The organism is Streptomyces sp. NPDC027663 (assembly GCF_055566415.1).
Genome location: NZ_JBVHSK010000011.1, coordinates 194,439 through 209,589 on the forward strand (window position 1 = coordinate 194,439; position 15,151 = coordinate 209,589).

The 15,151-nt window shown below is 72.2% G+C and carries 10 protein-coding genes; 6 read left to right on the forward strand and 4 right to left on the reverse strand.

The window, feature by feature from the left end; genetic code table 11:
* Positions 1 to 195: 195 nt before the first annotated feature.
* Positions 196 to 1,272, forward strand: coding sequence for an NAD(P)-binding domain-containing protein (locus ACZ4SF_RS26925; RefSeq protein ID WP_468388929.1), 1,077 nt, complete (start codon positions 196 to 198; stop codon positions 1,270 to 1,272).
* Between the two features lie 11 nt (positions 1,273 to 1,283).
* Here the strand turns inward: ACZ4SF_RS26925 and mltG are convergent, their stop codons facing one another.
* Positions 1,284 to 2,180 carry an endolytic transglycosylase MltG gene (mltG, locus tag ACZ4SF_RS26930; RefSeq protein ID WP_468388931.1) on the reverse strand — a complete coding sequence of 299 codons (897 nt, stop codon included), beginning with the start codon at positions 2,178 to 2,180 and terminating at the stop codon, positions 1,284 to 1,286.
* Positions 2,181 to 2,223: 43 nt separating this feature from the next.
* Positions 2,224 to 4,026, reverse strand: coding sequence for an ABC transporter ATP-binding protein (locus tag ACZ4SF_RS26935; protein ID WP_468388933.1), 1,803 nt, complete (start codon positions 4,024 to 4,026; stop codon positions 2,224 to 2,226).
* 112 nt (positions 4,027 to 4,138) lie between these two features.
* On the opposite strand from ACZ4SF_RS26935, the gene ACZ4SF_RS26940 reads away from it, so the two are divergent.
* Positions 4,139 to 4,588, forward strand: a complete 450-nt coding sequence (locus tag ACZ4SF_RS26940) for a MarR family winged helix-turn-helix transcriptional regulator (protein ID WP_468388935.1) — start codon at positions 4,139 to 4,141, stop codon at positions 4,586 to 4,588.
* A 62-nt stretch (positions 4,589 to 4,650) separates the two neighbouring features.
* Here the strand turns inward: ACZ4SF_RS26940 and ACZ4SF_RS26945 are convergent, their stop codons facing one another.
* Positions 4,651 to 6,261: a peptide-N4-asparagine amidase gene (locus tag ACZ4SF_RS26945; RefSeq protein ID WP_468388936.1), complete on the reverse strand. Its 1,611-nt coding sequence runs from the start codon at positions 6,259 to 6,261 to the stop codon at positions 4,651 to 4,653.
* Positions 6,262 to 6,558: 297 nt separating this feature from the next.
* On the opposite strand from ACZ4SF_RS26945, the gene ACZ4SF_RS26950 reads away from it, so the two are divergent.
* Together ACZ4SF_RS26950 and ACZ4SF_RS26955 are read left to right on the forward strand one after the other, a co-directional pair.
* Positions 6,559 to 8,067, forward strand: a complete 1,509-nt coding sequence (locus ACZ4SF_RS26950) for a M1 family metallopeptidase (protein ID WP_468388937.1) — start codon at positions 6,559 to 6,561, stop codon at positions 8,065 to 8,067.
* Positions 8,068 to 8,314: 247 nt separating this feature from the next.
* Positions 8,315 to 10,237, forward strand: coding sequence for an N-acetylmuramoyl-L-alanine amidase (locus ACZ4SF_RS26955; protein WP_468388939.1), 1,923 nt, complete (start codon positions 8,315 to 8,317; stop codon positions 10,235 to 10,237).
* Between the two features lie 44 nt (positions 10,238 to 10,281).
* Here the strand turns inward: ACZ4SF_RS26955 and ACZ4SF_RS26960 are convergent, their stop codons facing one another.
* Positions 10,282 to 11,046 (reverse strand): L,D-transpeptidase family protein, encoded by a 765-nt coding sequence (locus tag ACZ4SF_RS26960; RefSeq protein ID WP_468388941.1) that lies wholly within the window; start codon positions 11,044 to 11,046, stop codon positions 10,282 to 10,284.
* A gap of 239 nt (positions 11,047 to 11,285) precedes the next feature.
* On the opposite strand from ACZ4SF_RS26960, the gene ACZ4SF_RS26965 reads away from it, so the two are divergent.
* The gene (locus ACZ4SF_RS26965; RefSeq protein WP_468388943.1) at positions 11,286 to 13,091 is read left to right on the forward strand and encodes an ABC transporter transmembrane domain-containing protein; all 1,806 of its coding nucleotides are present in this window, start codon (positions 11,286 to 11,288) and stop codon (positions 13,089 to 13,091) included.
* The gene (locus ACZ4SF_RS26970; protein WP_468388945.1) at positions 13,088 to 14,869 is read left to right on the forward strand and encodes an ABC transporter ATP-binding protein; all 1,782 of its coding nucleotides are present in this window, start codon (positions 13,088 to 13,090) and stop codon (positions 14,867 to 14,869) included. Before ACZ4SF_RS26965 ends, ACZ4SF_RS26970 begins: the two co-directional genes overlap by 4 nt.
* Positions 14,870 to 15,151: the final 282 nt, after the last annotated feature.

The following is a 15,151-nucleotide window of genomic DNA, read 5'->3' on the forward strand; positions in this document are numbered from 1 at the left end:
AGACGTCCGATACGCGCTCCACGGGGCGAGACGTCCGATACGCGCTCCACGAGGCGAGACGTAGACGGCACGGCCGCCGTCCCGCTGCCTTCACGGTGGACCGGGATGTGCGCTCACAGCGGCGGGCGCGCCGACTGCGGCCTGCGGCGCCGAGCAGCCGGGAAGATCCACCGGAGGCTTCCTGTTGGTGGAATCGTGAACGAAACACGTGAGGTCGAGGTCGTCGTCACCGGCGCCGGTCAGGCCGGTCTGGCCGCCGCCTATCACCTGCGGCGCACCGGCTTCGAGCCGGACCGCGACTTCGTGGTCCTCGACCACTCCCCCGGGCCGGGCGGCGCCTGGCAGTTCCGGTGGCCCTCGCTGACCTTCGGCAAGGTGCACGGCATGCACGCGCTGCCCGGCATGGAACTGACGGACGCCGACCCGGACCGCCCCTCGGCGGACGTCGTGCGGGAGTACTTCGACCGGTACGAGCGCGCCTTCGGCCTGCGGGTGAGGCGGCCCGTGGATGTGCGGGCGGTACGCGAGGGCGAGGACGGGCGGCTGCTCGTGGAGACCTCGGACGGCGACTGGTCGGCGCGGGCGCTGATCAACGCGACCGGCACCTGGGACCGGCCGTTCTGGCCGCGCTACCCGGGACAGGAGACTTTCCGCGGGCGGCAGCTGCACACCGCGCAGTACGCGGGGCCCGAGGAGTTCGCCGGGCAGCGGGTCGTGGTGGTGGGCGGTGGCGCCTCGGGCACGCAGCATCTGCTGGAACTGGCGCCGTATGCGGCCTCGACCACCTGGGTCACCCGGCGGCCTCCGGTCTTCCGCGAGGGACCGTTCGACCAGGAGGCGGGCCGCGCGGCGGTCGCGCTGGTGGAGGAGCGGGTGCGGCAGGGGCTGCCGCCGCGCAGTGTCGTCTCGGTCACCGGACTTCCCCTGAACGACGCCGTCCGGCAGGGTCTGGCGGACGGGGTCCTGGACCGGTGGCCCATGTTCGACCGGATCACTCCGGCCGGCGTGGAATGGCGGGAGGGGCGGCACGTGGACGCCGACGTGATCCTGTGGGCGACCGGCTTCCGGGCCGCGCTCGACCATCTCGCTCCGCTGCGGCTGCGCGAGCCGGGCGGCGGCATCCAGGTCGAGGGCACCCGCGCGGTCGCCGATCCGCGGATCCACCTGGTCGGCTACGGCCCCTCGGCAAGCACCATCGGCGCCAACCGGGCCGGGCGCGCGGCCGTCCGGGACATCAGACGGCTGCTGACCGGGGAGTCCGTCGCCGCGTGAGTCCCGTGGGCTCAGCGGACCACCGGCTGATCGGCGGCCGGGGACTGCACCGGACTCCGGCTCGGGGGCTGCGCCGTGGCGGCGCTCGGGTACAGGGCGTTGAACTCCGCCACATTGCGCATGTGTTCGGCGTAGTCCGCGGTGAAGCGCGTGTCGCCGGGCTTGACCGTGACGAAGTACAGCCAGTCGCCGGGTGTCGGGTTGAGGGCGGCGCGCATCGCGTCCTCGCCGGGGTTGGCGATCGGGGTGGGCGGGAGGCCCGTGCGCTCGTAGGAGTTGTAAGGGCTCTCGATCTGGATGTCGCTCAGCCTGGTGTGGACGGTGTTGCGGTTCATCGCGTAATTGATGGTCGCGTCCATCTGCAAGGGCATCCCGCGTTCGAGCCGGTTGAACACGACGCGCGCGGCCTTGCCCATGTCCGACTTGGTCGCGACCTCCGCCTGGACGATGCTGGCGATGGTGACGGCCTGGTAGACGTTCACCGCGTTGCGCTGCGCCCCGGCCGCGACCGGCGCGCCGTTGAACTTGTCCATGGCGGTGTCGACCATGGATCGCAGCACGGACTCGGGGGTGGCCCCTGGTCGGATCGGATAAGTGGCCGGGAAGAGATAGCCCTCGGGGTTTCCCCCGGCCTCGTTGGGCAGTTTGAGTGCCGCCTTGCCGAGGGATTTGAGGGTGCTGCCCGGGGGCACCTTCAGGGCTTTGTCGATCGCGTCGTAGACCTGGCTCGCACGCCAGCCTTCCGGGATGACCAGCGTGGCGGGCTTCCCTTCCAGGTGGCCGCGCGTCAGGGTCAGCAGCGGCACCGCCACGGCGGCAGCGGCCACGACGGCGCCGGTCACGACGAGGGCGAGTCTGCCCCGGCGTGTCAGTCGGGTCCTTCTCCGTGACGGAATGTTCATCTGCATGCGGGCACGGTAATACGCATATCGTCACAAACCCGGTATCTTTTCAGTTTGTCGGTTGCAGTTGCGCGTCCCGGCGCACCAGGGCCGCGTACCGGGCGTCCAGCGCCAGCAGTTCCTCGTGCGTGCCGCGTTCTGCGACCTGTCCGGAGTCCAGGACCACGATCTGGTCGGCACTGCGGATCGTCGACAGCCGGTGGGCGATGGTGATCGTCGTGCGGTCGGCCGACAGGGCGTCGATGGCCTCCTGGACGGCGGCTTCCGTACGGTTGTCGAGCGCGCTGGTCGCCTCGTCGAGGATGAGGACCGGCGGGTCGCGCAGGATGGTGCGGGCTATCGCCAGGCGCTGTTTCTCGCCGCCGGAGAAGCGGTGCCCGCGTTCGCCGACGATCGTGTCGTAGCCGTCGGGCAGCGCGGCGATGTGCTCGTGTATCTGCGCCGCCCTGGCCGCCGCCTGCAGTTCGCCGTCGGTGGCGTCCGGCTTGGCGAAGCGGAGGTTCTCGGCGACGGAGGCGTGGAAGAGGTACGTCTCCTGCGAGACGACGCCGACCGCACGGGCGAGGGTGTCGAAGTCGAGGTCACGGACGTCGACTCCGTCGAGGGTGACGCGGCCGCCGGTGACGTCGTACAGGCGTGGCACCAGGTAGCCGAGCGTGGACTTGCCGGCGCCGGTCGGGCCGACCACGGCGAGGCTGCCGCCGGCGGGCACGGTGACGTCGATCCCGTCAAGGACGGGACCGCCCTTGTCGTCGTACCGGAACGTGACGGTTTCGAAGCCGACTTCGCCCTTCACCTGGTCCAGGCGGACGGGCTGCTCGCGCTCGGTGATGTCGACCGGCAGGTCCAGGTACTCGAAGATGCGCTGGAAGAGCGCGAGCGAGGTCTGGATCTGGACGCCGGTGGCGAGCAGGCTCACAGCCGGACGGAACAGGCCCTGCTGGAGCGAGACGAAGGCGACGATGGTGCCGAGGGAGACCTCGGGGCCGCCGAACCGGAGGGCGAGGCCCGCGGTCCAGTAGATGACCGCCGGCATCGCGGCCATGACGATCGCGATGACGGCCATCCGCCAGCGTCCGGCCATGTTCGACTTCACTTCCAGGCCGACCAGGCGCTCGGACTCCTGGGCGAACGAGGCGGTGAGCGAGTCCGATCGGCCCATGGTGCGGCCGAGCAGGATGCCGCTGACCGAGAGCGACTCGGTGACCGTGGCCGCCATCGCGGCCATCTGCTTCTGCCGCTCTGTGGTGATCTTCTTGCGTTCGTTGCCGACGCGGCGGCTGATCCACACGAACACCGGGAGCAGGAGCAGCGAGACGATGGTGAGCCGCCAGTCGAGGGCGACCATCGCAACGATCGTGGCGACCACGCTCGTGGCGTTGGACACCAGGGAGGTGGCCGTGGAGGTGACGGTGGCCTGCATGCCGCCGATGTCGTTGGCGATGCGGGACTGCACCTCGCCGGTGCGCGTCCGGGTGAAGAAGGCGAGCGACATCCGCTGCAGGCGGCCGTAGACCGAGGTGCGCAGGTCGTGCATGACGCGCTGGCCGACGGTCGTCGAGATCAGGGTCTGCAGCACGCCGAAGACACCGGCCAGGACGGCACTGAGGACCATGCCGAGCGCCAGCAGGCTCAGCAGGCCCGTACGGCCCTGGGGGATCGCGACGTCGAGCGTCTCCTTGAGCAGGAAGGGCGTGGCCACCGAGACCAGCGACGAGGCACCGACCAGAAGGCCGACGATCGCGAGCCGCCCGCGGTAGGGCCGGAAGAGTTTCAGGATGCGGCGCACCTGCCGGGGCTGTTCGGCCGCACCGGCAGGCGGGGTCCAGGAGGGTTCACGGTCGGGGTGCATGGGCTCCTACGAGATGTGCGGGCGCCGGCCGGAGGTGCCGACGATGAGGGAACGGATCATAGCTCATTGTTACCTATACTCACAATGAACGGCATCCTGATATTGTTCCCGCATGACCATCCCCGATCCCGACGGCCTGCTCGCCGAGCAGTTGCTACGGCTCACCCGCCGGGTGCACCGCATCCAGAAACGCCATCTGGAACAGCGCGACCTGGGCGTCACCCCGGCCCAGTCCCGGCTGCTGCGCACTCTGGCGCACTACGACACACCGCCGCGGATGGCCGATCTCGCCGAGCGCCTGGAGGTCGTGCCCCGTGCGGTGACCACGCTGGTCGACGGGCTGGAGGCGAGCGGGAAGGTGCGGCGGGTGCCGGATCCCGCCAACCGGCGTGTGACCCGGATCGAGCTGACGGACGAGGGGCGCGCGACACTGCGGGAACTGCGCACCGCACGCCGCTCGGCGGCCGAGGAGATGCTCGCTCCCCTGACCGAGAAGGAGCGCCAGGTTCTCGGGGTCCTGCTGGACACGCTGATCGACGGGGATGCCGCCACCCGCTGCTGAAAGCCGACGGCCCCCCGCTCCCGAAGCCGGAGCGGGGGGCCGCGCCTGTCGCACCGCCGGCCTCAGCAGCGGCTGTGGTCCTGCGTCAGCATCCCCTGAACGGTGGTCAGCGAACGGTCGTGACAGCCGTCCGAGCCGAGCAGGCGGTAGCGCTCGGTCGAGGTGCCGACCGCATGCCGCTGGTCACGCGGGACGTCGACCGTGTACGCGGCGTCGCCACGGTAGGTGTCGTCGAGCCGCGACCAGGCGGTGCGCCGGCCGCCCTCGCGGGCCACCACCGACGCGCGGTCGCCGAGGGTGAGCACGGTGCGCAGCCGGCTGTCGGCGCCGAGGGTGATGGCGCCGTCGACGGTGTACGTCCGGTGCGTGCGCGTCGACCGTGCGGGGCCGTGTCCGCCGACGGTGACGCTCTGGTCATCGGTCCAGGTCGCGTCGAGTCCGTCCGTGTTCTCGCCGTCGGTCCAGCGGTGCACGGAGGTGTGGGCGAGCGTACGGGTGACGGTGGTGGTCACGCGGCCGTGCGAGGTGTCGAGGTATCCGGACACGGTGAGCCGATGGCCCGCCTCGGTGTCCACGCGGTTCTCGGCACCGGGCGTGTAGGCGGAGGAGTTGGCGAGGCCGCTCGCCTCGGCCGCGGTGAGCGCGCCGGTGACGTGGGCGCGGTGCGCGTCCCGCCAGACCAGTACGTTCACCGGTGTGCTCCAGCCCGGCTGCCCTGCGGGCACGCCCGCGACGGCCACCTCGACACGATGCGGACGGCCGTCGTTGAGCAGGCCGGCGAAGGGCGTGAGGTCGTACTCGACGGGCCGGACGTCGAAGGCGCGGGGCGCCGGGACGACGTACCAGAGGAAGGGGTTGGACCAGCCGCCCGTCCACACGTTCGGGAACGGCGCGGCGATGCCGGCGAGTTGTCCGTCGACCTTGATCTGAACCTCGCGGTAGGGGCCGTGGTCGGCCTTGCAGGAGTAGGGCGCCGGGTCGGGCACGGTCAGGTACCAGAACTCCTCGCAGCCGCCGCCCGATCCGGTCGCGTACACCTCGGCGACGATCCGCTCGCTGTTGCGCGGGGTGGTCAGGGTCGTGCCGTCGGGCGTGTCGGCGAGGGTGAGGACACGGTCGGGGGCGGGGGCTGCGGGACGGCCGGCGTAGAAGGTGAGGGTGACATGCACGTCGATGACACCTGTGTATGTGTCGTCCACGACGTTGCCGATCAGCATCTCGACGTCCTGGGGACTGCGGAAGGTGTCGCTGTAGCGGGTGACGTCCTTCTCGACGTGCCACTCGATGCCGTCGGGCGAGGGCTCCGGCGTGGAGGTGCGCAGGACCTCGACCCCGCCGACGTGCAGGTAGCCGAGCCGGTCGTACTGACGGCCCTTCACCTTGCCGTCGAGGCGCAGGACGACCTTGCTCCAGCGGTCACCGCAGCCGTCCGGGGGTGCGTACGTGCCCCGGTAGGGCGTGAAGTCGCGGAACCGGGCGTCGGCGAGGGTGACCTGGCACGACCTGGTGTGCGGCCGGTCGACGGGCGGCGCCGCGGTCACCGGGTCGTGCCAGTCGGTGCCGAACTCGGCCGGTGCGTCGGCGGCTCGTGCGGCCGGCGTCCCCGCACCGAAGAATGTGCCCGCCAGAAGGGTCGCCCCGGCGAGCATGGACATGACTATCCGTCTTCTCATGGCCGGTGTTCTACGAGGAGACGAAGCGGTCCCGCAATGACGCCTCGGGCAGATCGGCGCGATCCGGGCGGCCGCCACCCGGTCCCGCACCCGCCCCAACGTAGGAACATTTAGTGTTATAAACGGATCTTACTGGCATAGTGCCGACATGGAGATCATGACCGCCGGCAGACCGGCCGGGCGCACGGCCGAGAGCCTGGTTCGCCGATCCCGCGACACCCACGGGGCCCTCCGGTGAAGGCGCCGTTCTCGCGCACCACGCACCCGGAGCCCCGGCCTCGGCGCCACCACCCCGTCGTGCGCACCGGTCGCGCGGTCCTCGTCCTCGCCTGCACCGGAGTCGTCGCACTCATCACCGACGCCCTGTTCGCCGGCGCGGGTCCGCCCGCGGAGCACGGCTCCCCCGCCCCCGGCTCCTCGGCCGCGCCGGCCGGCGCGCACCCGTCCCCCGGCGCACGGGGCATCGGCGACCCCCTCATGCCGCTCGCCGGCAACGGCGGCTACACCGTCCGCCGTTACACACTCGACTTCGACTGGCAGGCACCACGGACACCCTTCGCGGCCGGCGCCACCATCAGTGCCACCGCCACACAGGCCCTGTCCCGATTCGACCTCGACTTCGCGGGCAACACCCTGCACCGGGTCACCGTCGACGGCGCACCGGCCACCGCCGTACGCGACGGCGACGAACTCGTCGTCACTCCCGCGAACCCGATCCCCCGGGGCGGCACGTTCACGGTCCGCGTCACCTACACCGCCGACCCGACCCAGGGGCGGCACCGTGACGACGCGATCCAGGACTACGGCTGGGTGCCCACGGCCGACGGCACCATCGTCTGCGCGCAGCCCGACGGCGCCCGCATGGTCTTCCCGGCGAACGACCATCCGAGCCTGCGGGCGCCGGTCACCTTCCGCATCACCACACCCGCCGGGCTCCGCGCGGTGGCCAACGGCCGGCTCGTCGGCACCGACCGGCGACCCGACGGCCGCACCCGGTGGACGTACGACTCCGAGCAGCCCATCGCGGCGCAACTGGTCCAGATGGCGATCGGGAGGTTCACGTTCGTCGACAGCAGGGGCCCGCGCGGGCTGCCCGTCCGGGACGTGGTCCCGGACGGCCTGGTCGCGGACACCGAGGCGTACCGCTCGCTCACCCCGGAGCACCTGGCCTGGCTGGAACAGCGGCTCGGCCCGTACCCCTTCCGTCGCTACGGCGTGCTGGTCGGGGACACCGACCTGCCGGTGGCGCTGGAGACGCAGTCGCTCTCCGTCGTGCCGCGGGACGACCTGCTGGGCGAGCGGGTCGACGCCGAACGCAACCTCGTCCATGAGCTGACGCACCATTGGACGGGCGACAGCGTCGCCATCCGGCGCTGGTCCGACCTGTGGCTGAGCGAAGGTCACGCGCGCTACTACGAACGGCTGTACTCCGACGCGCACGGCGGCGACAGCTTCGAGGACGCGATGCGCGCGGCGTACGAGCAGCACGACCAGTGGCGTCACGACGAAGGCGCACCCGCCGAACCCACCGAGGAGACCCTGTTCAAGGTGATGCGCTACGACGGCTCGGCGCTGGTGCTGTTCGCGCTGCGGGAGAAGGTCGGCGCGGAGACCTTCGACCGGATCGAGCGGGCCTGGGTGACCCGGTACCGGGGGCGTACGGCCGGCACCGCGGACTTCGTCGCGCTCGCCTCCCGGATCGCGGGCGAGGACCTGACGCCGTTTCTGAAGCCGTGGCTGTACGGCGCGCACACCCCGCCCATGCCGGGTCGTCCCGGCTGGCGGGTGGACCCGGTCGAGGACTGAGCCCGGCGGTGCCCCGGGAGGCGGAGTCACTGCCGCCGACCGGGTGGCCTCTACGGGACCGCTGGTCCACCCCGGTGACGCTCGCCACGCGGTGGCGCGCGAGGCACGGAAACGTACGGGGGGTGGCCTTACGAACAACTCCTTTGTCCTGGTTGCGACGAGCGTGGTTGGGAGAGCCTCCGCGATGAGAAGAAATGTTTCTGCGTATGTCCCGGACGGGGTCCGGAGGTGCCGCCGGACGGCGTGCTTGATCGCGACGGCGGCTCTGCTGCCACCGCTGCTGATCCTCCCGATGTCCGGCACCGACGACGCGGCGGACCGGCGTCTGCAGGACGCCTTCACGAACGCAGCGCGCGAGTTCCACGTGCCCCGCAGTGTCCTCCTGAGCGTGTCGTACATGCAGTCGCGCTGGGACACCCACCCCGGCGCCCCCAGCGTCGCGGGCGGCTTCGGGCCCATGCACCTGGTGGACACCGATCGCGTCCCGGCCGAGGCGCCCGACCGGCCCGCCCAGCCGCGCGCGGGGGCGGCTGGGTCGTCCGCGGAGCACACGGCGGGCACCTCGGCCGGGCGCGCGGTACAGCCCGCGGACCTGCAGCACGCGGCACGGCTCATCGACGCCCCGGCCGGACGTCTGCGCACGGACGCCGTCGCCAACGTGCGCGGCGGCGCGGCACTGCTCGCGGCCACGCAACGGCAGCTCGGCAACCCCATCAGCGACGACCCGGCGGACTGGTGGGAAGCGGTGGCGCACTTCCCGGGCACCCGTGACGTCGCGGCGGCCGCGTCGTACGCCGACGACGTCTTCGCCCTGATCCGCCGGGGAGCGCACCGCACCACCGCCGAGGGCCAGGACGTCAGTCTTCCCGCCGCACCCGGCGTGCGGCCGCACCACAGAACCGCCGGCCCGCAGCGGCCGAAGGACGTCGAGTGCCCGGCCGAACTGGCCTGTGACTGGCTCGGCGCGCCGTACGAGGAGATCGACGACGGCGATTACGGCAACCACGACCTGGCCGACCGGCCCAGGGACCAGCCGATCGAGTACATCGTCATCCACGACACCGAGGCGGAGCTGCCGAGCATGCTCCAGACGGTGCAGGATCCGACGGAGTCCTCGTGGCACTACTCGATCCGCTCCAGCGACGGCCACGTCACCCAGCACGTCAGGACGAAGGACGAGGCCTGGCACTCCGGCAGCCAGTTCGTGAACGCCCGCTCCATCGGCATCGAGCACGAGGGGTTCCTGACGCAGCCCGGCACCTGGTACTCGGAGCGGATGTACCAGTCCTCGGCACGCCTGGTGCGGTACCTGGCGAAGAAGTACGGCGTCCCGCTCGACCGGCAGCACATCTTCGGCCACGACAACGTGCCCGCTCCGACCTCCGACAGCATCCCCGACATGCACGACGACCCGGGCCCCTTCTGGGACTGGCGGCACTACTTCGACCTGCTCGGCGCGCCACTGCGGGCCACCGCGGGTGCGGACAGCGACATGGTGACCATCCTGCCGGACTACGGCAAGAACAAGCCCGCGTTCACGGGGTGCGGCGGAAACGGTACCCCCTGTCGGCCGCACGGCTCCAGTGCCGTCCGCCTGTACACCCGACCGGACGAGAAGGCCCCGCTGATCCAGGACCCCGGGCGAAAGCCGGACGGTGAAGACTCCACGGTGGACGTCAACGACCTGGGGTCGCGTGTCTCCGCCGGCCAGACCTTCGCCGTCGCCGACCGCAGCGGTGACTGGACGGCGATCTGGTTCCAGGGCCACAAGGCGTGGTTCAAGAATCCGAGGACCCAGCCGACCGCCGTCGGTGCGGCCGGGCGCATGGTCACGCCGAAGGAAGGCCTGGACGAGATCCCGGTGTACGGCCGCGCCCTTCCGGAGGAGGACGCCTACCCGGACGACGTGGAGGAGCCGACCGAGTCGCCGCTCCCGTACAGCCTCCTGGCGGGCCAGCGGTACGTCACGCAGTCCGGCGTCGGCAGCTCCTACACCCCCAAGTCGTTCAGCGAGGCGCCCAACCCGGTGGTGTGGGGCCGGGAGACGTACTACGAGATCCAGTTCGGCCACCGGCTCGCGTACGTCCGGGCGAGCGACGTGGACGTGGTGGACTCGTCCAGCGCCGCGGCAGGCGCGCCGGGACACGAGGCCGGCCCGGCCGTGCACTGACACCGCGCCCCGGTGAAGGGGGGTGGGACTGCGGCACTGCGCCGTCATCCCGCCGCCAGGGCCGCCCTGTCTCCCATGACCACGACCGGATCGCGAGCCGGGTCGAGTGTGCGCAGCAGCGACTCCATGGCCTGTCTGGAGACGCTGACGCAGGCCGAGGTGCCGCTGCCGTGGTCCATGTGCAACCAGATGCCGCCGCCCCTGTCCGCACCCCAGGGGCGCGTGGTGTCCTTCGGCGCAGTGCCCTTGACCCGGTTGTAGTCGATGGCGATGACGTAGTCGAAGTCGTGCTGGTGCGCCGCGTCCCACTGGGGCGGAGGTGCGTAGGCACCCTCGTCCCGGTCGTAGGGCAGCCTGGTGCCCGGGTCGGCGAGCACACCGCCCGCGTCGGAGAGCGTGAACACGCCCACCGGGCTGCGTCGGTCGCCCTCGTGGTGGTCCGTGGTCCAGCCGTTGCGTCCGTTGTGGGCGGGCCAGCTGCCCGCCGGACGCCAGTGGGCGCCCTGCCGCAGGTACAGCACGACCCTGGAGTCGGCCGAGTGCTCGTTCCTGCCGTACACGGCCACGACCTGGCGGGAGTCGGCGGGGATCCTCCGGTGCAGGCGGGGACCGACGCCCGGGATGCGGGTCGGGCCGGTCGTGGGTGCGGACGACGGGGCGGGTCTCTGCGCACCCTGACCGTGGGCGCCCTGCGCCGCGTGGCTGCGGGCGGGGCCGGGGGCGGCGGTGCCGCAGGCGGAGAGCGTTGCGAGGAGGGCACCGAAGGCCGCCACCACGACCGTCGTGCGCCGCACACTGTCGATCTGCACCCGCCCATGGTGACATCGCGAACCGGCGCATTGTGCAGCCTTCCGGGCAATCGCCCGGCCGGGTGACGCGGTCACGCGGCACTTGACCGGCGGAGGTGACGGGACCATGGCCGGAAGTCTGCGAATCGACGGCCCGTCCCGGAAAACCGTTTGAAATCCACCACTCTGCGACGCGAACCTTTCACGGCTTGCTGCCGCTCGCCGCCGATTCCCTCCCTGACACGAGCCACTGGGACGCCATGCAGATTCAAGATCTTCCGTATTCCGATCCGGGCGTGCCCGACGCACGTTCGGGTCCTCGATTCCTGTGGTGGCTCTGGCGGAATCAGCTGGGCGGGCAGCTGAAGGCGCTCGCCTGGGGCCTGTTGCACTTCGTCTCCGTGTCCGCCCTGCCCTTCTGCGTCGGTCTCGCCGTGCAGGCGGTCATCGACCGCTCCGGCACCCGGCTCGCCCTGACGGGTGGTCTGATGCTGGTGTGCGGCACGGGCATCGCCGTCGGCGACACGTTCCTGCACCGGGCCGCCGTCACCAACTGGATCACCGCCGCCGCCCGCGTCCAGCAACTGCTGGCGCGCAAGGCCGCCGAGCTGGGCTCCGCCCTGACCCGGCGGGTGGCCGCCGGCGAGGTGGTGGCCGTGTCCACCGGCGACGTGGAAAAAGTCGGCTGGTTCGTCGAGGCCGTCTCCCGCTTCACGGCTGCCGCGCTGACCGTCCTGATCGTGTGCGTGAGCCTCCTCGTCTACCAGCCCGCGCTCGGCGTGGTCGTCGCCGTCGGCCTGCCCGTGGTGGCGCTCGCGGTGCTCCCGCTGCTGCCCCGGGCGACGCGTCGCGCCGACGAGCAGCGCGCCAAGGCCGGCCGGGCCACCGAGCTGGCTTCGGACACCGTCGCCGGACTGCGGGTGCTGCGCGGCATCGGCGGCGAGGAGCTGTTCCTCGACCGCTACCGCCGCGCCTCGCAGGAAGTACGGCACGCCGCCGTGCGCAGCGCCCGGATGTGGTCGCTGATCTCCGCCGTTCAGGTGCTGCTGCCCGGCCTGCTGCTGATCGCGGTCGTCTGGCACGGCGTCCACCTGGCCCGCCAGGGCCGGATCACGGTCGGCGAACTCGTCACCGTCTACAGCGCGATCATGATCCTCAACTACCCTCTGCGGCACTTCGAAGAGATCGCCATGGCGTACTCGTTCTCCCGCCCTTCGGCCAAGAGGGCCGCCCGGGTGCTGTCCATGGAGCGGGCCACGGCCACCGCCGGCACCCGCGAGGCCGAACTGCCGGCCGGTGATCTGTACGACCCCGGGACCGGTCTGCTCGCCCCGGCCGGACGGCTCACCGCCGTGGTGTGCGGTGACCCGGACGCGGCGGGCAGGCTCGCCGAGCGGCTCGGCGGCCATGCCGCGGAGCCCGGCCGGTCGGTACTGCTCGGCGGGGTTCCCCTGGACGAACTCCCGCTGGACTCCGCCAGGACCTCCGTCCTGGTCCAGGACAAGGACCCGGTGCTGCTCTCCGGCACCCTGCGCGAGCTGCTCGACGTGCCCGCCTCCGGTGCCGTGCGGGCAGCGGACGCTCTGGCCGCGGCACAGTGCGAGGACGTGCTGGACGCGCTCGTGCAGGGTTCGCTGGACGTCGTGGACCCGATGGACGCCCGCATCACCGAGCGCGGGCGCTCCCTGTCCGGCGGCCAGCGCCAGCGGCTCGCCCTCGCCAGGTCGCTGATCACCGATCCGGAGGTGCTGGTGCTCGACGAGCCGACCTCGGCGGTCGACTCGCACACCGAGGCACGGATCGCGGACGGGCTGCGCCGGCTGCGGTCGGGGCGGACGACGGTGGTGTTCACCTCCTCACCGCTGCTGCTCGACCGCGCGGACCGGGTCGCCCTGGTCCACGAGGACGAGGTCGTGGCGGTCGGCGTGCACCGCGAACTGGTCGACAGCGAACCGCGGTACCGGGCCGTGGTGACCCGTGAGACCGACGAGGAGCTGGCCGCCGCCGAGGAGGGCGTGCTCCTGGAGGCGCTCCAGGAACTGGAAGAGATCGAGGAGAGCGCATGATCGGCGTTGCGCCACCGGCGTACGACCCTGCGGCGCCGACGACCGCCACCACCCTGCCCGTCGGCGCCGCCGCGACCGTACGCGCCTACGTCACCGAGCTGTTCCGCCGGCACCGCCGCGCCTTCCTGCTGCTCATCGCCGTGAACACGGTGGCCGTGATCGCCTCCATGGTGGGCCCGTACCTGCTCGGCGGCCTGGTCGAGCGGGTGACCGACGGGGCGCGGGAGCTGCATCTGGGCCTGACGGCCGGACTGTTCGTGCTCGCGCTGGCCGTGCAGGCCGTGTTCGTCCGGCAGGTACGGCTGCGGGGCGCGATGCTCGGCGAGCGGATGCTGGCCGACCTTCGCGAGGACTTCCTCGTCCGGTCGGTCGGGCTGCCGCCGGGCGTGCTGGAACGGGCGGGCACCGGTGACCTGCTCTCGCGGATCACCACGGACATCGACCGCCTCGCCAACGCCATGCGCGAGGCCGTGCCGCAGCTGGCCATCGGTGTCGTGTGGGCCCTGCTGCTGCTCGGCGGGCTCGTCGTGACGGCCCCGCCGCTGGCCGCCGCCGTGCTGCTCGCCGTACCCGTGCTGGTGGCCGGCTGCCGCTGGTACTTCAAGCGTGCGCCCTCGGGCTACCGCTCCGAGTCCGCCGGGTACGCCGCCGTCGCCGCAGCGCTCGCCGAGACCGTGGACGCGGGCCACACCATCGAGGCGCACCGGCTCGGTGACCGCCGCGTGGCCATGTCGGAGCGGCGGATCAAGGAGTGGACCGCCTGGGAGCGGTACACCCTCTGGCTCCGCTCCGTGCTCTTCCCGGTCATCAACGCCGTCCACGTCATCGTGCTCGGCTCGGTCCTGATGGTCGGCGGAGCGCTCGTCCTGCACGGCTGGCTCGGAGTGGGCCAGCTGACCACGGGCGCCCTCGTCGCGCAGATGCTCGTCGACCCGGTGAACCTGATCCTGCGCTGGTACGACGAGGTGCAGGTGGCCCAGGTGTCGCTGGCCCGTCTGGTCGGCGTGCGGGACATCGAGCCCGACGCCGGGGACGCCTCGCTGGCCCCCGACGGGCGGGACGTGCATGCCGAGCGGGTGCACTTCGGCTACCGGGAGGGCGTCGACGTCCTGCGCAGGGTGTCCCTGCAGGTCGCGCCGGGCACCCGGCTGGCGCTGGTCGGCCCCTCCGGCGCGGGCAAGTCGACCCTGGGCCGGCTGCTCGCCGGCATCTACGCGCCCCGGGACGGCCGGGTCACCCTGGGCGGGGCCGAGCTGTCCCGGATGGCCGCGGAACGCGTCCGCTCGCACGTCGCCCTCGTCAATCAGGAGCACCACGTCTTCGTGGGCGCCCTGCGCGACAACCTCCTGCTGGCCCGCGCCGGCGCCACGGACGCCGAGCTGTGGGCAGCCCTGGGCGCGGTCGACGCGGACGGCTGGGCGCGGGCGCTGGACGACGGCCTGGACACCGAGGTCGGCTCCGGCGGCCTGACCCTGACTCCGGCACAGGCGCAGCAGATCGCGTTGGCCCGTCTGGTCCTGGCCGACCCGCACACCCTGGTCCTGGACGAGGCGACCTCGCTCCTCGACCCCCGCGCCGCCCGCCACCTGGAACGCTCCCTGGCGCGGGTCCTCGACGGTCGCACCGTCGTGGCCATCGCCCACCGTCTGCACACCGCCCACGACGCCGACGTGATCGCCGTCGTGGAGAACGGCCGGATCAGCGAGCTGGGCAGCCATGACGAGCTGGTCGCGGCGGACGGGGCGTACGCGGCGTTGTGGCGGTCCTGGCACGGGTGAGGGGCCACGGGGTGCGGGGTGGCCGGGCCGGCCGGGGTGAGGACGGCGGGGGCACCGGGCCGCCGGGCCGACGGCGGTAGGACCGGCGGAAGCCTCCGGCGAGCGAGCCGACGGCGGTGAAGACGCCGGGGTGCCGGCGCCTGGCCCGACGGGGGTGCGGACGACGGGGCTTCCTGCGGACGGGCCGGGCAGGGGTGGGGGCGCGTGCACGGGCTCGCGCTCGCGGCCGGGCCCGTGCCGTTGCGCAGTGCCGAGCAGGGGTGGAAGTCTGGAAAGCGGCAC